Source organism: Pseudomonas wenzhouensis (assembly GCF_021029445.1).
Lineage (GTDB): Bacteria > Pseudomonadota > Gammaproteobacteria > Pseudomonadales > Pseudomonadaceae > Aquipseudomonas > Aquipseudomonas wenzhouensis.
Window position 1 is genome coordinate 1,895,522 of record NZ_CP072610.1, and the last position, 18,295, is coordinate 1,913,816.

20 protein-coding genes are annotated in these 18,295 nt (G+C 61.8%); all 20 read left to right on the forward strand.

Annotated elements, in window-relative coordinates; genetic code table 11:
- Positions 1 to 94: 94 nt before the first annotated feature.
- The 20 genes from J7655_RS08725 (at position 95) to flhB (ending at position 18,191) form a co-directional block, all read left to right on the forward strand.
- On the forward strand, positions 95 to 1,309 hold the full coding sequence (locus J7655_RS08725; protein ID WP_230927416.1) for a sensor histidine kinase: 1,215 nt from the start codon (positions 95 to 97) through the stop codon (positions 1,307 to 1,309).
- Positions 1,310 to 1,312: 3 nt separating this feature from the next.
- A complete protein-coding gene (gene fleR / locus J7655_RS08730; RefSeq protein ID WP_230927417.1) occupies positions 1,313 to 2,728 on the forward strand; it encodes a sigma-54-dependent response regulator transcription factor FleR in 1,416 nt (471 codons plus the stop codon).
- 192 nt (positions 2,729 to 2,920) lie between these two features.
- Positions 2,921 to 3,250, forward strand: a complete 330-nt coding sequence (fliE, locus tag J7655_RS08735) for a flagellar hook-basal body complex protein FliE (RefSeq protein WP_230927418.1) — start codon at positions 2,921 to 2,923, stop codon at positions 3,248 to 3,250.
- Between the two features lie 10 nt (positions 3,251 to 3,260).
- Positions 3,261 to 5,045, forward strand: a complete 1,785-nt coding sequence (fliF, locus tag J7655_RS08740) for a flagellar basal-body MS-ring/collar protein FliF (protein WP_230927419.1) — start codon at positions 3,261 to 3,263, stop codon at positions 5,043 to 5,045.
- A complete protein-coding gene (gene fliG, locus J7655_RS08745) occupies positions 5,038 to 6,054 on the forward strand; it encodes a flagellar motor switch protein FliG (RefSeq protein WP_230927420.1) in 1,017 nt (338 codons plus the stop codon). Before fliF ends, fliG begins: the two co-directional genes overlap by 8 nt.
- A 3-nt stretch (positions 6,055 to 6,057) precedes the next feature.
- The gene (gene fliH, locus J7655_RS08750; protein WP_230927421.1) at positions 6,058 to 6,858 is read left to right on the forward strand and encodes a flagellar assembly protein FliH; all 801 of its coding nucleotides are present in this window, start codon (positions 6,058 to 6,060) and stop codon (positions 6,856 to 6,858) included.
- Positions 6,848 to 8,194, forward strand: a complete 1,347-nt coding sequence (gene fliI, locus J7655_RS08755) for a flagellar protein export ATPase FliI (RefSeq protein ID WP_230927422.1) — start codon at positions 6,848 to 6,850, stop codon at positions 8,192 to 8,194. Before fliH ends, fliI begins: the two co-directional genes overlap by 11 nt.
- A gap of 70 nt (positions 8,195 to 8,264) precedes the next feature.
- Positions 8,265 to 8,708, forward strand: coding sequence for a flagellar export protein FliJ (gene fliJ, locus J7655_RS08760; RefSeq protein ID WP_230927423.1), 444 nt, complete (start codon positions 8,265 to 8,267; stop codon positions 8,706 to 8,708).
- Between the two features lie 94 nt (positions 8,709 to 8,802).
- Positions 8,803 to 9,108 (forward strand): STAS domain-containing protein, encoded by a 306-nt coding sequence (locus J7655_RS08765; RefSeq protein ID WP_230927424.1) that lies wholly within the window; start codon positions 8,803 to 8,805, stop codon positions 9,106 to 9,108.
- Positions 9,109 to 9,110: 2 nt separating this feature from the next.
- On the forward strand, positions 9,111 to 10,799 hold the full coding sequence (locus J7655_RS08770) for an ATP-binding SpoIIE family protein phosphatase (protein ID WP_230927425.1): 1,689 nt from the start codon (positions 9,111 to 9,113) through the stop codon (positions 10,797 to 10,799).
- Positions 10,800 to 10,829: 30 nt separating this feature from the next.
- A complete protein-coding gene (locus J7655_RS08775; RefSeq protein WP_230927426.1) occupies positions 10,830 to 11,183 on the forward strand; it encodes an Hpt domain-containing protein in 354 nt (117 codons plus the stop codon).
- Positions 11,184 to 11,251: 68 nt separating this feature from the next.
- On the forward strand, positions 11,252 to 12,478 hold the full coding sequence (locus J7655_RS08780; RefSeq protein WP_230927427.1) for a flagellar hook-length control protein FliK: 1,227 nt from the start codon (positions 11,252 to 11,254) through the stop codon (positions 12,476 to 12,478).
- A gap of 240 nt (positions 12,479 to 12,718) precedes the next feature.
- On the forward strand, positions 12,719 to 13,240 hold the full coding sequence (gene fliL / locus J7655_RS08785; RefSeq protein WP_230927428.1) for a flagellar basal body-associated protein FliL: 522 nt from the start codon (positions 12,719 to 12,721) through the stop codon (positions 13,238 to 13,240).
- Between the two features lie 12 nt (positions 13,241 to 13,252).
- Positions 13,253 to 14,224: a flagellar motor switch protein FliM gene (gene fliM, locus J7655_RS08790; RefSeq protein WP_230927429.1), complete on the forward strand. Its 972-nt coding sequence runs from the start codon at positions 13,253 to 13,255 to the stop codon at positions 14,222 to 14,224.
- 70 nt (positions 14,225 to 14,294) lie between these two features.
- On the forward strand, positions 14,295 to 14,768 hold the full coding sequence (gene fliN, locus J7655_RS08795) for a flagellar motor switch protein FliN (RefSeq protein WP_230927430.1): 474 nt from the start codon (positions 14,295 to 14,297) through the stop codon (positions 14,766 to 14,768).
- 2 nt (positions 14,769 to 14,770) lie between these two features.
- Positions 14,771 to 15,202, forward strand: a complete 432-nt coding sequence (fliO, locus tag J7655_RS08800; protein WP_104728624.1) for a flagellar biosynthetic protein FliO — start codon at positions 14,771 to 14,773, stop codon at positions 15,200 to 15,202.
- Complete coding sequence (gene fliP / locus J7655_RS08805) at positions 15,202 to 15,987, forward strand: flagellar type III secretion system pore protein FliP (RefSeq protein ID WP_096826228.1); 786 nt, start codon at positions 15,202 to 15,204, stop codon at positions 15,985 to 15,987. Before fliO ends, fliP begins: the two co-directional genes overlap by 1 nt.
- 11 nt (positions 15,988 to 15,998) lie before the next feature.
- Complete coding sequence (gene fliQ / locus J7655_RS08810; protein ID WP_003460763.1) at positions 15,999 to 16,268, forward strand: flagellar biosynthesis protein FliQ; 270 nt, start codon at positions 15,999 to 16,001, stop codon at positions 16,266 to 16,268.
- A gap of 7 nt (positions 16,269 to 16,275) precedes the next feature.
- Positions 16,276 to 17,052, forward strand: a complete 777-nt coding sequence (fliR, locus tag J7655_RS08815; protein ID WP_104728626.1) for a flagellar biosynthetic protein FliR — start codon at positions 16,276 to 16,278, stop codon at positions 17,050 to 17,052.
- Between the two features lie 2 nt (positions 17,053 to 17,054).
- On the forward strand, positions 17,055 to 18,191 hold the full coding sequence (gene flhB, locus J7655_RS08820; RefSeq protein ID WP_230927431.1) for a flagellar biosynthesis protein FlhB: 1,137 nt from the start codon (positions 17,055 to 17,057) through the stop codon (positions 18,189 to 18,191).
- Positions 18,192 to 18,295 lie beyond the last annotated feature (104 nt).

The window sequence follows — 18,295 nt, forward strand, 5'->3', positions numbered from 1 at the left end:
TGCTTGATAAATAAGAATAAAAAAGTAGGCACGGGTATTGCTAAAGCTCTTGTATCCGACCGTCTTCTGACGGTACGTCGTACGAGAGAAGCAGATGGAAGCCAACCTTCGTCCTACCGAGTCAGCCGAGCCGAGTGTTCCCGCGCCGCTCGAACAAGCCAGCCGTGAAGGACTGGAGCATGCCTTTGCCCTGTTCAACCAGATGTCCAATCAGCTCAGTGAGTCCTATAGCCTGCTCGAGGCGCGGGTCAATGAGCTCAAGGGGCAATTGGCCCTGGTCAGCGCCCAGCGCATGCAGGAGCTGGCGGAGAAGGAGCGTTTGGCCCACCGTCTGCAAAGCCTTCTGGATCTGCTGCCTGGCGGTGTGATCGTCATCGATGGCCAGGGCGTCGTGCGTGAAGCCAACCCCGTGGCGCGCGCGTTGCTTGGTCAGCCGCTGGTTGGCATGCTCTGGCGCCAGGTGATTGCCCGTAATTTCGCGCCGCGCGAAGACGATGGCCACGAAATTTCCATGCGCGATGGTCGTCGTCTGTCCATCGCCACCCGATCCCTGCATGGCGAGCCGGGACAGCTGGTGCTGCTTACGGACCTGACGGAAACCCGTCGCCTGCAGGATCAGCTCTCTCGCCATGAGCGCCTGTCGGCGCTGGGGCGAATGGTCGCGTCACTCGCCCATCAGATCCGCACGCCACTCTCTGCTGCGTTGCTTTACGCCAGTCATCTGAACGAGCAGGTACTGCCCGCCGAACAGCAGCAGCGTTTTGCCGGGCGTCTGAAGGAGCGGCTGCACGAGCTGGAGAACCAGGTGCGTGACATGCTGATTTTCGCTCGTGGTGAGTTGCCATTGCCGGATCGTCTGGCACCGTCGGCCCTGTTCGATGCGCTGCGAGCGGCTGCCGACGCGCATGTCGGTGGCATGGCCGTGCGCTGGCAGTGCGATGCGCGCGATGGCGAGTTGTTGTGCAACCGCGACACATTGGTGGGCACCGTCCTCAACCTGATCGACAACGCCATACAGGCCGCCGGACGCGATGCGCGACTGAAGGTTCATCTGTATCGCCGCGACAGCCAGCTGCGCCTGTGCGTCAGCGATAACGGGCCAGGCATGAGTCGGGAAACCCTGGCCCGCCTGGGTGAGCCCTTCTTCACCACTAAGACCACCGGAACCGGCCTCGGCCTGGCGGTGGTCAAGGCCGTGGCGCGTGCTCATCAGGGCCAGCTACTGCTGCAATCGCGCGCGGGTCGTGGCACCTGCGCCATCGTTTCTTTGCCGCTGCAAATTGCGGCGCCTCACTCGAATCAGGAGTAACCCATGGCTGCCAAAATTCTGCTGGTTGAAGATGATCGCGCGCTGCGCGAAGCCCTGGCCGATACCCTGTGCCTGGGCGGGCATCATTATCGGGCGGTCGATTGTGCCGAGGCGGCCCTGGTTGCCCTGAGCGAGGAGTCCTTCGGGCTGGTGGTCAGTGATGTCAACATGCCGGGCATGGACGGGCATCAGTTGCTGGCGCAGATTCGCAATCGTTATCCGCAATTGCCGGTGCTGTTGATGACGGCCTTCGGCGCGGTGGAGCGGGCGGTGGATGCCATTCGCCAGGGGGCGGCCGATTATCTGGTCAAACCGTTCGAACCGCGCACGCTGCTGGAGCTGGTGGCCAAACATGCCCTCGGTAAGTTGACGGCGGGTGAGCGCGATGGGCCGGTAGCCGTCGAGCCGGCCAGCATGCAGCTGCTGGAGCTGGCGTCGCGAGTGGCGCAGAGTGATTCGACGGTGATGATCACCGGCGAGTCCGGCACAGGTAAGGAGGTATTGGCGCGTTATATTCATCAACAGTCGCCGCGTGCATCCGGGCCGTTCATCGCCATCAACTGCGCAGCGATTCCCGACAACATGCTCGAGGCCACGCTGTTCGGCCATGAGAAGGGTGCTTTCACCGGTGCTGTCACTGCGCAGCCCGGCAAGTTCGAGCTGGCTGATGGCGGCACTATTCTGCTCGATGAAATTTCCGAAATGCCGCTAGGCTTGCAGGCCAAATTGCTGCGGGTGCTGCAGGAGCGCGAGGTGGAGCGGGTCGGCGCGCGTAAGCCGATCAACCTGGATATTCGCGTGCTGGCCACCAGTAACCGTGATCTGGCCAGTGAAGTGGCTGCCGGCCGTTTCCGTGAGGACCTTTACTATCGCCTGTCGGTTTTCCCGCTGGCCTGGCGTCCGCTGCGTGAGCGTCCTGCCGACATCCTGCCGCTGGCCGAGCGGCTACTGGCCAAGCACGTCAAAAAAATGAATCAGGCACCGGTGCGTTTGTCCGAATCGGCCGCGCAAAGTCTGGTTCAGCATCAGTGGCCGGGCAACGTGCGTGAATTGGACAACGCCATCCAGCGCGCCTTGATTCTGCAGCAGGGCGGGGTGATTCAGGCGCAGGACCTTTGCCTGCATTCGCCTATCGGCCAATCGGTGCAAGCTGCGGCGCCGCGCCTGGCCGTGGTACCGAGCGTTGCGCCGCCAATGGCGCAACCGCTGGAGTCTCCGGGGGCGGTCGATGCCGGGGCGCTGGGTGAGGATCTTCGCCGTCGCGAGTTTCAGGTCATCATCGACACCCTGCGTGCCGAACGCGGTCGCCGCAAGGAAGCTGCCGAGCGCCTGGGTATCAGCCCGCGCACCCTGCGTTACAAGCTGGCGCAGATGCGTGATGCCGGTATGGATGTCGAGGCTTATCTGTACGCCAGCTGATCTGGCTCCTACCTTCTTGGGTAAGCCGGGCCACTTCTGTGCGTCTGGTTTGCCTCTTCGCTTTTACCTCGCATTCGCTCGACTTCAGGGCGCTTCTGCCTGTCGTCTGAGTCTTGCCCGTTGTTGGCATCCTTGTTGCAAATACCCCTACATAGCGCCGCTAGTGTCAAAAAGTGGGCAGTGGAGGAAGTCATGAGCCAAGGTGTCGAATTCAATCGCTTGATGCTGGAAATGCGTTCCATGCAGGCTGAGGCCATGGCGCGTCAGAAGCCTATTGCGAGCGAGCCGGCGCCGGGGGCACCGAGCTTCTCGGAAATGCTCGGCCAGGCAGTGAACAAGGTCAGCGAGACCCAGCAGGCTTCCAACAAACTGGCTACCGCTTTCGAGATGGGGCAGAGCGGGGTCGATCTGACCGACGTGATGATCGCCTCGCAGAAAGCCAGCGTCTCCTTCCAGGCCATGACTCAGGTGCGCAACAAGCTGGTTCAGGCGTATCAAGACATCATGCAGATGCCGGTCTGAGGATTGATTCATGGCTGAAGCAGCAGTAGCAAACGTACCGGCCAAGGCCGATGCAGGTGAGCCCAAGAAGCCTCTGCTCGGGTTGAGCTTTCTGGAAAATCTTGCCGAGATGTCGGTGCTGCGCCAGCTCGGTCTGCTGGTCGGCCTGGCGGCCAGCGTGGCCATTGGCTTTGCCGTGGTGCTCTGGTCGCAGCAGCCGGATTATCGTCCGCTCTACGGCAGCCTCAACGGCATGGATGCGACCCAGGTGATCGAAACCCTGACGGCATCCGGTATCGATTACACCATCGAACCCAATTCCGGTGCTCTGCTGGTCAAGGCTGATGATCTGGCACGCGCGCGGCTGCGTCTGGCCGCTGTCGGCGTGGCACCGACGGATAACAGTGTCGGTTTTGAAATTCTCGACCGTGAGCAGGGGCTGGGCACCAGTCAGTTCATGGAAGCGACCCGCTATCGCCGTGGCCTCGAAGGCGAACTGGCGCGTACCGTTGCCAGCCTCAATAACGTCAAGGCGGCACGTGTCCACCTGGCCATGCCCAAGGCCTCCGTGTTCGTGCGTGATGAGCGCAAGCCCTCCGCCTCGGTTCTGGTAGAGCTTTATCCAGGGCGCGCGCTGGAGCCCAGCCAGGTGATGGCCATCGTCAATCTGGTGGCGACCAGCGTGCCCGAGCTGGACAAGGGGCAGGTCACCGTGGTCGATCAGAAGGGCAATCTGCTCTCCGACCAGCAGGAACTGTCCGAGCTGAGCATGGCCGGCAAACAGTTCGACTACACGCGACGCATGGAAGGCCTGTTCACCCAGCGTGTGCACAATATTCTTCAGCCCGTGCTGGGCACTGGCCGTTACAAGGCGGAAGTCTCGGCTGATGTGGATTTCAGTTCGGTCGAGTCCACTTCGGAGATGTTCAACCCCGACCAGCCGGCGCTGCGCAGCGAACAGCAGGTCAATGAGCAACGTCAGAGCAGCCTGCCGCCGCAGGGTGTACCTGGCGCGTTGTCCAATCAGCCGCCCGGTCCGGCTGCTGCGCCGCAGCAGGCCGCTAGCGCCGCTGCGCCGGCTGGCCCGGTGGCGGCGGGGCAGCCGCTGGTCGATGCCAACGGTCAGCAGATCACCGACCCGGTGACCGGCCAGCCGATGCTGGCACCGTACCCGGCGGACAAGCGCGAGCAATCGACGCGCAACTTCGAACTGGATCGCTCCATCAGCTACACCCGTCAACAGCAGGGGCGTCTGCGCCGCCTGTCGGTCGCTGTCGTGGTGGATGATCAGGTGCGCATCGATCCGGCCACCGGTGAGACTACCCGAGTGCCGTGGACAGCCGATGATCTGGCGCGCTTTACCCGCCTGGTGCAGGATTCGGTGGGTTTCGATGCCAGCCGTGGCGATAGCGTCAGCGTGATCAACACGCCCTTCACCGCCTCGCTGGGTGAGGAAATTCCGGATATTCCGTTCTACACCCAGCCCTGGTTCTGGGACATCGTCAAGCAGGTGCTCGGCGTACTGTTCATCCTGGTGCTGGTCTTCGGTGTGCTGCGCCCTGTGCTCAACAACATCACCGGCGGCGGCAAAGGCAAGGAGCTGGCCGGTGCTGGCGATGTGGAACTGGGCGAGATGGCGGGGCTGGATGGCGAGCTGTCCGATGATCGCGTCAGCCTTGGCGGGCCGCAGAGCATCATGTTGCCGAGCCCCAGTGAGGGGTATGATGCACAGCTGAACGCCATCAAGAGTCTGGTGGCGGAAGATCCTGGCCGCGTAGCCCAGGTCGTCAAAGAGTGGATCAACGCCGATGAGTGACAATCGTACCGCTACCAAGCTTAGCAAGGTCGACAAGGCCGCCATTCTCCTGCTCTCGCTGGGCGAGACCGATGCCGCGCAGGTACTGCGCCACCTCGGACCGAAGGAAGTACAGCGCGTCGGCGTCGCCATGGCCGGCATGCGCAATATCCACCGCGAGCAGGTCGAGCAGGTCATGGGTGAGTTCGTCGAGATCGTCGGCGACCAGACCAGCCTGGGTGTCGGCTCTGACGGCTATATCCGCAAGATGCTCACTGCGGCGCTGGGCGAGGACAAGGCGGGCAACCTCATCGACCGCATTCTCCTTGGCGGCAGCACCAGTGGTCTGGACAGCCTGAAGTGGATGGAGCCGCGCGCCGTTGCCGATGTGATTCGCTACGAGCACCCGCAGATCCAGGCCATCGTCGTCGCCTATCTCGATCCCGACCAGGCGGGCGAGGTGCTCAGCCACTTCGATCACAAGGTACGCCTGGACATCATCCTGCGCGTGTCGTCGCTCAATACCGTGCAACCTTCTGCGCTCAAGGAACTCAACCAGATTCTCGAGAAGCAGTTCTCCGGCAGCGCCAATACCACACGCGCCTCCATGGGCGGCGTCAAGCGTGCGGCGGACATCATGAACTTCCTCGACAGCTCGGTGGAAGGCCAGTTGATGGACTCCATTCGCGAAGTGGACGAAGACCTGTCGACGCAGATCGAAGACCTGATGTTCGTCTTCGACAACCTGGCCGATGTCGACGACCGTGGCATCCAGGCGCTGATGCGCGAGGTTTCCTCCGAAGTGCTGGTGCTGGCACTCAAAGGGGCCGACGACGCGATCAAAGAGAAGGTGTTCAAGAACATGTCCAAGCGCGCTGCCGAGCTGCTGCGCGACGACCTGGAGGCCAAAGGGCCGGTGCGGGTCAGCGACGTGGAAGCGGCGCAGAAGGAAATTCTCACCATTGCCCGCCGTATGGCCGAGGCCGGCGAGATCGTGCTTGGTGGCAAGGGTGGCGAGGAGATGGTGTAAGCCATGGCAGCCAAGGAGCCCGAGAGCGAGCTGATTCGCGCCAAGGATCTGGGCATCTTCGACCGCTGGGCACTGCCCAGCTTCGACGCACCCGGCGAAGAGCCAGAGGCTGCCGAGGCCTCGGCCGAAGAGCCCGCGCCAGCTCCCGTCGAAGCCGAGCCCCAGGACAGCGGGCAAGTCGAAGAAATTGCCATCGAGGATGTCAAACCGCTGACGCTCGATGAACTGGAAGCCATCCGCCAGGATGCCTATAACGAAGGCTTTGCCGCTGGCGAGAAGGATGGTTTTCATTCCGGTCAGATCAAGGCCAGGCAGGAGGCCGATGCCGCTCTGGCAGTCAAGGTCGGCAGCCTGGAAAAACTCATGGCGCAACTGCTCGATCCGATTGCCGAGCAGGACCAGCAGATGGAAGTGGCCATGGTGCGCCTGGTCAGCCATATGGTGCGTGAGGTGATTCAGCGCGAGCTGAACACCGACTCCAGCCAGATCCGCCAGGTGCTGCGCGAGGCGCTCAAACTGCTGCCAATGGGCGCGGACAACGTGCGCATTCAGGTCAATCCGCAGGATTTCGAAACGATCAAGGCCTTGCGTGAGCGTCACGAGGAAAGCTGGCGCATCCTCGAGGATGACAGCCTGCTGCCCGGCGGTTGCCGTATCGAGTCCGAGCACAGTCAGATCGACGCCAGTGTCGAAACGCGCATGGCGCAGGCGCTCAAGCAACTGTTCGAGCAGCAGCGCACACAGGGCACGCAATTGCCGGAAGCGGACATCAACCTGGATCTGGACAGCGGCGATGCGCCTTGAGCGGGTGAGCTTCGCCCGGCGTCTGGAGGGCTACTGCGACGCAATCAGCCTGCCCGGCCAGCCGATACTCGAAGGCCGTCTGTTACGCATGGTTGGCCTCACCCTGGAAGCCGAAGGCCTGCGTGCAGCCGTTGGCAGCCGTTGCCTGGTGATCAACGACGACAGTTACCACCCGGTTCAGGTCGAGGCCGAGGTGATGGGTTTCTCCGGTGGCAAGATCTACCTGATGCCGGTGGGCAGTCTCGCCGGTATCGCACCGGGGGCGCGCGTGGTGCCGTTGCCTGATGCCGGACGTTTGCCCATGGGCATGTCCATGCTTGGCCGGGTACTCGATGGTGCCGGCCGTGCGCTGGATGGCAAGGGTGGGATGAAAGCCGAGGACTGGGTACCGCTGGATGGCCCGACCATCAACCCGCTCAATCGCAACCCCATCAGTCAGCCGCTGGATGTCGGCATTCGTACCATCAACGGTCTGCTTACCGTGGGCCGTGGTCAGCGCCTGGGCCTGTTCGCCGGTACCGGTGTCGGTAAATCGGTGTTGCTGGGCATGATGACGCGTTTTACCGAGGCCGAGATTATCGTGGTCGGCCTGATCGGCGAGCGGGGGCGTGAGGTCAAGGAGTTCATCGACGAGATTCTCGGCGAGGAGGGCATCAAGCGTTCCGTGGTCGTTGCTTCGCCAGCCGACGAAGCGCCGCTGATGCGTCTGCGCGCGGCGCAGTACTGCACGCGCATCGCCGAGTATTTCCGCGACAAGGGCAAGAACGTCCTGCTGCTGATGGATTCGCTGACCCGTTACGCCCAGGCCCAGCGCGAAATCGCCCTGGCCATTGGTGAGCCGCCTGCAACCAAGGGGTATCCGCCTTCGGTCTTTGCCAAGCTGCCCAAGTTGGTCGAGCGTGCCGGCAATGCCGAAGCCGGCGGTGGTTCGATCACCGCGTTCTACACGGTGCTGAGTGAGGGTGATGATCAGCAGGACCCCATCGCCGATGCTGCCCGTGGTGTGCTCGACGGACACTTCGTCCTGTCCCGCCGTTTGGCGGAAGAAGGGCACTATCCGGCGATCGACATCGAGGCCTCGATCAGCCGGGTCATGCCGCAGGTCGTGCCGCCGGAGCAGCTCAAGCAGGCACAGCGCTTCAAGCAGCTGTGGTCACGCTATCAGCAGAGCCGCGATCTGATCAGCGTGGGTGCCTACGTGCCTGGCGGTGATGCGGATACCGATCAGGCCATTGCCCGCCAGCCGATCATGGCTCAATACCTGCGCCAGGGGCTGGACGAAAGCGTGGGCATGACGCAAAGCCGTGATCAACTGGCCGGGGTGCTGGGGCAGTGAGTGCAGGTCGTGTGGCAGGTTCAACCTACCAGGGTGACGGGTCGGGCGGCCCCCGGTCTATGGGCGGCATATGAGCCTGAGTCGCGCCAAGCGCCTGCAGCCTGTCATCGACATGGCGGAAAAGGCCGAGCGTGAGGCCGCGCGACAACTCGGCCATTGCCAGGGGCTGGTGGGGCAGGCGGAGGCCAAGCTGGGTGAGCTGGAGCGCTTTCGCGGCGACTACCAGCAGCAGTGGATCACTGAAGGCAGCAAAGGGGTTTCCGGCCAGTGGTTGATGAACTACCAGCGCTTTCTGTCGCAACTGGAAACGGCGGTCGGTCAACAGCAGCAGAGCCTGGAATGGCACCGCGCCAACCTGGAGAAGGTACGTGCAGTATGGCAGCAGCGTTATGCGCGTCTCGAAGGGCTGCGCAAGCTGGTGCAGCGTTACCTGGATGAAGCCCGTTTGGCCGAGGACAAGCGCGAGCAGAAACTGCTCGACGAACTGGCGCAACGCCTGAGCGAACGCAACTGAGCGGTAATAGCAGTTGTTTCGCCGTCTGCCAGATGCTACACCTTCAGACGTGAATCGCCGCCCCATCTGGCAACGTCTCGACAAAGGAGTAGACATGGCCATCACTTCGCAGCCGTCGGCGGACGGACAAGAGCTGACCATCGTGATTCGCGGGCGCTTCGACTTCGCCTCGCATCAGGCCTTTCGTGACGCCTATGAGCGCGTCAGCGTGACGCCCAGGCGTTATCGGGTCGACTTGAGCGAGACCAGTTACCTCGACAGTTCGGCGTTGGGCATGTTGCTCCTGCTGCGTGACCATGCCGGTGGTGATTCGGCGCAGGTCAGCCTGTTCAACTGCAGCAGTGACGTGCGCAAGATCATGGCGATCTCTAACTTCGAGCAGCTGTTCCAGATCAACTGAGGATGGCTGACCGTCTTGCGGTGCTGATCGCCGAGGACAATGCGGCCGATCGCATGCTGCTGTCCACCATCGTCAGTCGTCAGGGGCATCGTGTGCTCACCGCCAGCAATGGCCTGGAAGCCGTCGCGCTGTTCGAGCAGGCGCGTCCACAACTGGTGTTGATGGATGCGTTGATGCCGGTGATGGATGGCTTCGAGGCCGCCCGGCGCATCAAGCAGAAGGCTGGTGAAGCGCTGGTGCCGATCATCTTCCTCACCTCGCTGACCGAGGGTGAGGCGTTGGTACGCTGTCTCGAGGCCGGTGGCGACGACTTTCTCGCCAAGCCCTACAACCAGGTGATACTCGAGGCGAAGATCGGTGCAATGGATCGTTTGCGCCGCCTGCATGACACCGTACTGCAACAGCGTGACCTGATCGCCCGGCACAACGAGCATCTGCTGCGTGAGCAGCGCGTTGCCAAGGCGGTATTCGACAAGGTGGCGCATTCCGGCTGCCTGGATGCACCGAACATCAGCTACATGCAGTCGCCCTTCGCGCTGTTCAATGGCGACCTGCTGCTGGCGGCCTACAAGCCGTCCGGTGGTATGCATGTGATGCTGGGGGACTTCACCGGTCATGGTTTGTCCGCCGCCATCGGTGCCATACCGCTGGCTGAGGTGTTTTATGGCATGACCGCCAAGGGGCATGCGCTGGCCGAGATCCTCCGCGAGATCAATGCCAAGCTCAAGCGTATCCTGCCGGTGGGGGTTTTCTGCTGCGCCACCTTGCTCAATATCAGCAGCAAGCGCGGTTTGCTCGAGGTGTGGAACGGCGGGCTGCCCGATGGCTACCTGCTGCATGCCGATGGTCGCCCGCAGCAGCCGCTGGTGTCCCGTCATCTGCCATTGGGGATTCTCGAACAGGCAGCCTTCAGTGACCGTTGCGAGGTCTATCCACTGGCGCCGGGGGATCGCATCTTTCTGCTCAGCGACGGCGTACTCGAGGCCAGCGACCGGCATGATCAGTTGTTCGGTGAGGCGCGCCTGCTCGAGTTGCTGCAAGCCAATCGGCAGCCGCAGGCATTGTTCGATGAGATCCAGCAGGCACTGCTGGCCTTTCGAGGCGAGCAGCAAGACGACGTCAGCATGGTTCAGGTCGGGCTTGCCGACGATGAGGAACGTCCCCGCCCGCTGGCCTTTGCCGACAGTGGACAGGTCAGTGTGATGGACTGGTCAGCCAGCTTCGAGTTTCGTGCGCTGAGTCTTCGTCACTTCAATCCGCTGCCGTTTCTGTTGCAGCTGCTGCTCGATGTCAGGGCGCTGCGCCCGCGTGGCGGCGAGCTGTATACCGTACTTGCTGAACTCTATTCCAATGCCCTGGAGCATGGGGTGATGAACCTGGATTCCTCGCTCAAGCGCGATGCCAGTGGCTTTGCCGAGTACTACCGGGAGCGGCGTCTGCGCCTGGCCTCACTGGATGAGGGGTATGTGCGCTTTCACCTGCAGATGTTGCCGCAGGAGCAGGGCGGCCGCCTGATCGTACAGGTGGAGGATAGCGGGCCAGGTTTCGACCCGGCAGGTCTTCCCAGTGCGGCCGACGATGCTCTGTGTGGGCGAGGGCTGGCTCTGGTGCGTGAGCTCAGCGATGGCCTCGAGCTTTACCCCGACGGCCGTGGCGTTCGCGTGGAGTTTTGCTGGCTCACTGAGGCATAATCGGCCTCTTGATGTTCAGGGAGTGACCCGGTGTCCGATATCCATCTCGACGATGCTGTGCTGGCTGCCTTGCAGGATGTCATGGAAGACGAATACCCGACATTGCTCGATACCTTCGTCGTTGACTCCGAAGAGCGTTTGCGTCTGTTGCATCAGGCGCAGGACGAGGGTAACGCACAGGAGCTGCGCCTGGCTGCGCACAGCTTCAAGGGCAGTTGCAGCAACATGGGTGCGGTGTTGTTGGCCGGCCTGTGCAAGGAGTTGGAGGATGCAGGTCGGCGCGAGGCGCTGGAACTGGCTCCGGCCCTGATCGAGCAGATCGAACGTGAGTTCGCCATCGTCCGCATCCTGTTCAAATCCGAGCGTCAGCGCTATCGCGTCTGAGGCCTTTGCCAAAGTTGGCCCGTCCCTTGCTCTGATCCCGTCACGATCCAATCAGACGGAGAGCGTCCATGTCCGCGTTGCCCGATTTACGCCTGCAGGCCACGCCTGAGGTGAAGAGTAAAGCGAAGCAGCCGGCCAAAGCGCCGGAACCCAGCAATAACGGTGCTTCCAGCTTTGCCGAGGTCTATGCAAGGGAGCGTCAGGCCAAGCCTGGGGAGGGTGCTGGCAGCACTGAAAAAACTAGCCCGGAGCAGAGCGCTGATACCGCCAGGGAAGAAACCGAGGCTGCCCCGGCTGCCGCCGAGCAGCCTGTGGTTGCCGCGCCCGGCAATTCCTTGCCGGCCCAGGAAGGGGGGGAAGAAGAGCTCGATCCACTTCTGGCGATGGCGCTGGGTGGTATTCAGGCTCCGCTGGAGGAGGCTCCGTTAGCCGAAGTGGCGCCGGATGTGCCGGCTTTGATCATTAGCGGCGTCGCCCCGGCTGCCGCCGAGCAGAGCGAACCTGTGCTGGAAAATGATGCGCTCGACCCACTGGCGCTGCTCAAGCAGTCGATGGAGGAGGCAGGCAAGGCCCAGGCGCCACAGGATGCAGCGGTCAAAAGTACCCGAGTGGCGACCAGTACGGATTTCGCCGCCGCCATGGCAGCCATGGGCAAGGGCGAGCCGCTTGCTGAGAGCAGCGAAGAGTCGATGCTTGAGCTGCCACTGGAAAACCTGGCCAAGGAAGCATTGGAAAGCCTCAAGGACAGCGTGCAGCCCAATCGCCCGGATCAGTTCGTCAGCAAGCTCAATGCTCTGACCCAGGCGCTCAACCATCAGGTCGGTGCAGCTCAGCGCATGCCGCTGGTGCCGGGGCAACCAGTGGCCATGCACCAGGCAGGCTGGAGCGAGGCGGTGGTGGATCGGGTCATGTGGCTGTCCAGTCAGAACCTCAAGTCGGCTGAGATTCAGCTGGACCCTGCCGATCTTGGGCGTCTCGAAGTGCGGGTGAATCTGTCTCAGGATCAGGCCCAGGTGACGTTTGCCAGCCCCAATGCCGCGGTGCGTGATGCGCTGGAAGGTCAGATGCATCGCCTGCGTGAGCTGTTCGCCCAGCAGGGTATGAACCTGGCTGATGCCAATGTTTCCGATCAGTCGCTCAATCGCGGCTGGCAAGGGCAGGGCGAGGAGGGGCGTGGCAGTGCGGCTGGACGCGATGACCGACTGGGCGGTGAGGAATTGCTCACTGGTGTTCAGCAGGAGGTGCATGGCGAGCGACTGGTTGCCGGTCGTGGGCTGGTTGACTATTACGCCTGAGTGGCACGCGCACCGGATGGCGTTATACGGCATGGCCCGACGATGGGCGTTGCTCCGCTAGACTTGCATTCGCCCGGGTCATCGAAAGGTGCCCGGGCGTATGTATTTTGGGTGACAGCAAGGGCGCGGCGCTGTTAAATCCGCAGCCCGGAGTTAGACAAGTCAGCTCATATGCTGGCATAACACTTGCTCCTAACCCTTTGAATGCGGAATGAACTCCGATAGTGACGGATTATTGGCATGGCTAAGAAAGAAGCGGCATCGGCTGGCGATGGGCAACCCGCCGGCAAGAGCAAGCTCAAACTGATCATCCTCATCGTGCTGGGGTTGCTGCTGGCCGTCGGTCTTTCCGTGGGAGGTACCTGGTTCATCCTCAGCAAGGGTGACAAGAGCGAGGAGGCCAAGCCGGCAGAAGCGGCCGCGCCAGCGGCTCCGGTACGCCAGCCAGCTATTTACCAGGACTTGATGCCGGCCTTCGTGGTCAATTTCAATTATCAGAATCGCACCCGCTACCTGCAGGTGAGCATGGCCCTGATGAGTCGCGATGCCGCAGGGATGGAGAAGCTCAAGGTACACATGCCGGTACTGCGTAATCGCCTGGTGATGCTGCTGTCCGGTCAGGATTTTGCCGCGCTGCAAACGCCGCTGGGCAAGGAAATGCTCTTGCAGCAGGCGCTGGCCAGCGTGCAGGAGCTGGCGCAGAAAGAAACCGGCAGCACTGTGGTCGAGCAGGTGCTGTTCACCAATTTCGTGTTGCAGTAGCGGGAGCCGAAGATGGCCGTGCAAGACCTGCTTTCCCAGGACGAGATCGATGCGCTGTTGCATGGCGTCGATGACGGCCTGGTCGAGACCGAGGACGCCGCGGAGCCCGGGAGCGTCAAGCAGTATGACCTGACCAGTCAGGATCGCATCGTCCGCGGACGCATGCCGACCCTAGAAATGATCAACGAGCGTTTCGCTCGTTATACCCGTATCAGCATGTTCAACCTGTTGCGCCGCTCGGCCGATGTCGCGGTTGGTGGTGTGCAGGTGATGAAGTTCGGCGAGTACGTGCATTCGCTGTACGTGCCGACCAGTCTCAATCTGGTGAAGATGAAGCCGCTGCGCGGCACCGGTCTGTTCATCCTCGACGCCAAGCTGGTGTTCAAGCTGGTGGACAACTTCTTCGGTGGCGACGGGCGTCATGCCAAGATCGAAGGCCGTGAGTTCACGCCCACCGAACTGCGCGTGGTACGCATGGTGCTCGATCAGGCCTTCGTCGATTTGCGCGAGGCCTGGCATGCCGTGATGGATATCAATTTCGAGTACGTCAACTCCGAGGTCAATCCGGCGCTGGCTAATATCGTCAGCCCCAGTGAAGTGGTGGTGGTGTCGACCTTCCATATCGAACTCGACGGCGGTGGTGGTGACCTGCATATCACCATGCCGTACTCGATGATCGAACCGATCCGCGAGATGCTCGATGCCGGTTTTCAGTCCGATGTCGACGATCAGGACGAGCGCTGGATCAAGGCGCTGCGTGAGGACATCCTCGATGTCAGCGTGCCGCTCGCGGCCACGGTCGCGCGCCGCCAGTTGAAGTTGCGCGACATCCTGCACATGCAGCCGGGCGATGTGATTCCGGTGGAGCTGCCTGAGAATATGGTCATGCGCGCCAACGGTGTGCCGACCTTCAAGGTCAAGCTGGGGGCGCACAAGGGCAATCTGGCCCTGCAGGTGCTGGAACCAATCGAACGCCAGCGCTGAAGTGCTGGTCATGCTTCAGGGCTGCTAGGCCCGATGTGAGCGAATAGCTGAAGCCAGGCGAGGAAAAACGATGGCAGACGAAGAAAATACCTCTCGCGAGGAACAGGCCCTGGCCGATGAGTGGGCGGCAGCGCTGGCCGAGGCGGGCGATGCCGGGCAGGACGACATCGATGCGATGCTGGCTGCTCAGGAGACTCCTGCGCCTGCGGCACCGGCTGCTCCGCGTGCGCCGATGGAAGAGTTCGGCAGTGCGCCGCCAAGCAACCTGCCGGCCAATCTCGATGGGCCGAACCTGGATGTGATTCTCGACATTCCGGTGTCCATTTCCATGGAGGTCGGCAACACCGATATCACCATCCGCAACCTGTTGCAGCTCAACCAGGGCTCGGTGATCGAGCTGGATCGCCTGGCCGGTGAGCCGCTCGATGTGCTGGTCAACGGCACCCTGATCGCTCACGGCGAGGTGGTGGTGGTCAACGAGAAGTTTGGCATCCGCCTGACGGACGTGATCAGCCCCAGCGAACGTATCAAGAAGCTGCGCTGATCATGGCCCGACTCTTAGCGTTGTTGCTTGCGCTGCCCGGGTTTGCGCTGGCAGCCGAACCTGCGGACAAGGCCGCCACGCCCATGGCCGGCAGCGATGTGGCCGGCCAGTTGGGGCAGTTGCTGCTGGGGTTGCTGCTGGTCATCGGCCTGATCTTCGTTCTGGCCTGGCTGTTGCGCCGCGTGCAGCAACTGGCGCCACGCAGCGGGCAGGTGATCAAGCTGTTGGCCACGCAGCCGCTGGGGCCGCGTGATCGCCTGGTGCTGGTGCAGGTGGGCAACGAGCAGATTCTGCTGGGATTGTCTGCCGGGCGTATCGCACCTCTGCATGTGCTCAAGGAGCCCGTGCACCTGGCCGATGCCGAGCCCGCTACGCCGGAGTTCGCCCAGCGCCTGATGGAGCTGCTGGGCAAGGATCAGAAGGACAAATCCTGATGTTGCGTTTGTTGCTGGTAGTGCTGCTGAGCCTGGCTGCTTCACTGGCGTTCGCCGAAGATCCGCCGGGTACCAGTTCGCTGATTCAGCAGGGCAGCAACCCATTGTCGATCCCGGCTATTACCCTGTCGACGGATGCCGAGGGGCAGCAGGAGTATTCGGTCAGCCTGCAGATTTTGCTGATCATGACGGCGCTGAGTTTCATCCCGGCGTTCGTCATGCTGATGACCAGCTTCACCCGCATCATCATAGTCTTTTCCATTCTGCGTCAGGCCCTGGGTCTGCAGCAGACCCCCTCGAACCAGATTCTCGTTGGCCTGGCGCTGTTTCTGACGATGTTCATCATGGCGCCGATCTTCGACCGGATTAACACCGATGCCCTGCAGCCCTACCTGAACGAGGAAATCATCGCTCAAGAAGCGCTGAGCCGGGCAGAGGTGCCGATTCGCGACTTCATGCTGGCGCAGACCCGTGAGAGCGACCTGGCCCTGTTCGTGCGGCTGTCCAAACGCACCGACCTGGCCAGCGTGGAAGACGTGCCGTTGACCATTCTGGTGCCGGCCTTCGTCACTTCCGAGCTGAAGACCGCCTTCCAGATCGGCTTCATGATATTCATCCCGTTTCTGATCATCGACATGGTGGTCGCCAGTATCCTCATGGCAATGGGCATGATGATGCTCTCGCCACTGATCATCTCTTTGCCGTTCAAGATCATGCTGTTCGTCCTGGTCGATGGTTGGGCGCTGATCATGGGCACACTGGCCGCCAGTTTCGGCACCTTATAGCGAGGCTGATGATGACTCCCGAGGTTGCGGTTGATCTGTTTCGTGAAGCGCTCTGGCTGATCGTGCTGATCGTCGGTCTGGCCGTGGTGCCGAGTCTGGTGGTTGGGTTGATCGTGGCCATGTTCCAGGCGGCCACGCAAATCAATGAACAGACGCTGAGCTTCCTGCCACGCCTGATCGTGATGCTGGTTACCCTGATCTGGGCCGGCCCCTGGCTGGTCAGTCAGCTGATGGAGTACACCCAGACGCTGATCCAGAACATTCCCTACCTGATCGGCTGAGGGTGCCATGTTGGAGTTGAGCGATGCGCAGATCAGCAGCTGGGTGGGCCAGTTTCTGCTGCCGTTGTTTCGCATCGCCGCGATGTTGATGGTCATGCCGATCATCGGCACTCAACTGGTACCGACCCGTGTGCGTCTGTATTTGGCGCTGGCCATCACCATCGTGCTGGTGCCGGTATTGCCGCCGATGCCGCAGGTCGATGCGCTGAACTTGCGCAGCCTGTTGCTGATACTTGAACAGGTGCTGATCGGCGCCATGTTCGGCTTCATCCTGCAGTTGTTCTTCCACCTGTTTGCCGTGGCCGGGCAGATTATCGCCATGCAGATGGGCCTGGGCTTCGCCTCCATGGTGGACCCGGCCAATGGCGTGTCGGTGCCGGTGCTTGGCCAGTTCATGCTGATGCTGGTGACCCTGCTGTTTCTGGCGATCAACGGTCATCTGGTGGCGTTGGAGATTCTGGCGGAGAGTTTCGTCACCTTGCCTTACGGCCAGGGCTTCATGGTCAACCATTACTGGACGCTGGCGGGCAAGCTGAGTTGGGTGATTGGCGCGGGCCTGCTGTTAACCTTGCCGGCAGTGACTGCGTTGCTGGTGATCAACCTGGCATTTGGCGTGATGACGCGTGCTGCGCCACAGCTCAATATCTTTTCCATCGGTTTTCCGTTGACGCTGGCCCTGGGTCTGGTGATCTACTGGATAAGCCTTTCCGATTTCGGCAGCCTGTTCCAGGCGCTGGCCAGCGATGCTTTGCAGCAGCTGGGTGAATTCGCTCTGGTGAGGTAGCCATGGCCGAAAGCGAGAGCGGTGCCGACAAAAGCGAAGAACCCACAGGCAAGCGACTTGAAGAGTCGCGCAAGAAAGGCCAGATCGCTCGTTCCAAGGAACTCAATACCCTGGCGGTCACCCTCACCGGCACCATGGCCCTGATCATCTTCGGTGCCTACATGGGCAACGTGCTGATGGACATCATGCGTGGCAACTTCAGCCTGCCGCGTGATGTGTTGATGAGCGAGCGCAGTATGGCGCTTTACCTGCTGGCTTCCGGCAAGGAAGCCCTGCTGGCGATGCAGCCATTTCTGATCGCCTTGCTGATCGCCTCCATCGTCGGCCCTATCGCTTTGGGCGGCTGGCTATTTTCCACGGAAGCACTGCAGCCCAAGGCCAGCCGGATGAATCCGCTGGCGGGGCTCAAACGCATGTTCTCGGTTCAGGCACTGGTCGAGTTGCTCAAGGCACTGGCCAAGTTTCTGGTGATTCTCGCGGTAGCGTTGGTCGTGCTGGCCGTGGATGAAGATGATCTGCTGGCGATCGCCAATGAGCCCATCGAGCCGGCTATCCTGCACAGTCTGAAGGTGGTCGGCTGGAGCGCTTTTTGGCTGTCCTGTGGCCTGATCCTGATCGCCGCTGTGGATGCGCCATTCCAGCTGTGGAGTCACAAGCAGAAGCTGAAGATGACCAAGCAGGAGGTGCGCGACGAGTACAAGGACACCGAGGGCAAACCCGAGGTCAAGGGACGCATCCGTCAGTTGCAGCGTGAAATGGCTGAGCGTCGCATGATGCAGGCCGTACCGCAGGCCGATGTGGTGATTACCAACCCGACGCACTTCGCCGTGGCGCTCAAGTACGACCCGGAGAAGGGAGGGGCGCCGCTGTTGTTGGCCAAGGGCGGCGACTTCCTGGCGCTGAAGATTCGTGAGATCGCCCAGGAGCACAAGGTGATGGTGCTGGAATCACCGGGGCTAGCGCGGGCCGTTTACTACTCCACCGAACTCGATCAGGAAATCCCTGCCGGTCTCTATCTGGCGGTGGCGCAGGTGCTGGCCTACGTCTATCAGTTGCGTCAGTACCAGGCCGGCAAGGGCAAGCGCCCCGGCCCGTTACCGGATTTGCCCATCCCGCCGGATCTGCGTCGTGACGCCTAGCGTTACCACTGCGTCAGCGCGGGTGTGCCACGTTTTAGGCGGCAACCTGAGGCTTGCCGCTTAAAGCTGCCTTTGTGGAACGCTTCTTGCCATAACCCCTTCAG

Excerpts from the sequence above, each read along its gene's own strand:
- J7655_RS08725 (WP_230927416.1), top strand. The coding sequence starts at position 95 with ATGGAAGCCAACCTTCGTCCTACCGAGTCAGCCGAGCCGAGTGTTCCC.
- fleR (WP_230927417.1), top strand. The coding sequence starts at position 1,313 with ATGGCTGCCAAAATTCTGCTGGTTGAAGATGATCGCGCGCTGCGCGAA.
- fliE (WP_230927418.1), top strand. The coding sequence starts at position 2,921 with ATGAGCCAAGGTGTCGAATTCAATCGCTTGATGCTGGAAATGCGTTCC.
- fliF (WP_230927419.1), top strand. The coding sequence starts at position 3,261 with ATGGCTGAAGCAGCAGTAGCAAACGTACCGGCCAAGGCCGATGCAGGT.
- fliG (WP_230927420.1), top strand. The coding sequence starts at position 5,038 with ATGAGTGACAATCGTACCGCTACCAAGCTTAGCAAGGTCGACAAGGCC.
- fliH (WP_230927421.1), top strand. The coding sequence starts at position 6,058 with ATGGCAGCCAAGGAGCCCGAGAGCGAGCTGATTCGCGCCAAGGATCTG.
- fliI (WP_230927422.1), top strand. The coding sequence starts at position 6,848 with ATGCGCCTTGAGCGGGTGAGCTTCGCCCGGCGTCTGGAGGGCTACTGC.
- fliJ (WP_230927423.1), top strand. The coding sequence starts at position 8,265 with ATGAGCCTGAGTCGCGCCAAGCGCCTGCAGCCTGTCATCGACATGGCG.
- J7655_RS08765 (WP_230927424.1), top strand. The coding sequence starts at position 8,803 with ATGGCCATCACTTCGCAGCCGTCGGCGGACGGACAAGAGCTGACCATC.
- J7655_RS08770 (WP_230927425.1), top strand. The coding sequence starts at position 9,111 with ATGGCTGACCGTCTTGCGGTGCTGATCGCCGAGGACAATGCGGCCGAT.
- J7655_RS08780 (WP_230927427.1), top strand. The coding sequence starts at position 11,252 with ATGTCCGCGTTGCCCGATTTACGCCTGCAGGCCACGCCTGAGGTGAAG.
- fliL (WP_230927428.1), top strand. The coding sequence starts at position 12,719 with ATGGCTAAGAAAGAAGCGGCATCGGCTGGCGATGGGCAACCCGCCGGC.
- fliM (WP_230927429.1), top strand. The coding sequence starts at position 13,253 with ATGGCCGTGCAAGACCTGCTTTCCCAGGACGAGATCGATGCGCTGTTG.
- fliN (WP_230927430.1), top strand. The coding sequence starts at position 14,295 with ATGGCAGACGAAGAAAATACCTCTCGCGAGGAACAGGCCCTGGCCGAT.
- fliO (WP_104728624.1), top strand. The coding sequence starts at position 14,771 with ATGGCCCGACTCTTAGCGTTGTTGCTTGCGCTGCCCGGGTTTGCGCTG.
- fliP (WP_096826228.1), top strand. The coding sequence starts at position 15,202 with ATGTTGCGTTTGTTGCTGGTAGTGCTGCTGAGCCTGGCTGCTTCACTG.
- fliQ (WP_003460763.1), top strand. The coding sequence starts at position 15,999 with ATGACTCCCGAGGTTGCGGTTGATCTGTTTCGTGAAGCGCTCTGGCTG.
- fliR (WP_104728626.1), top strand. The coding sequence starts at position 16,276 with ATGTTGGAGTTGAGCGATGCGCAGATCAGCAGCTGGGTGGGCCAGTTT.
- flhB (WP_230927431.1), top strand. The coding sequence starts at position 17,055 with ATGGCCGAAAGCGAGAGCGGTGCCGACAAAAGCGAAGAACCCACAGGC.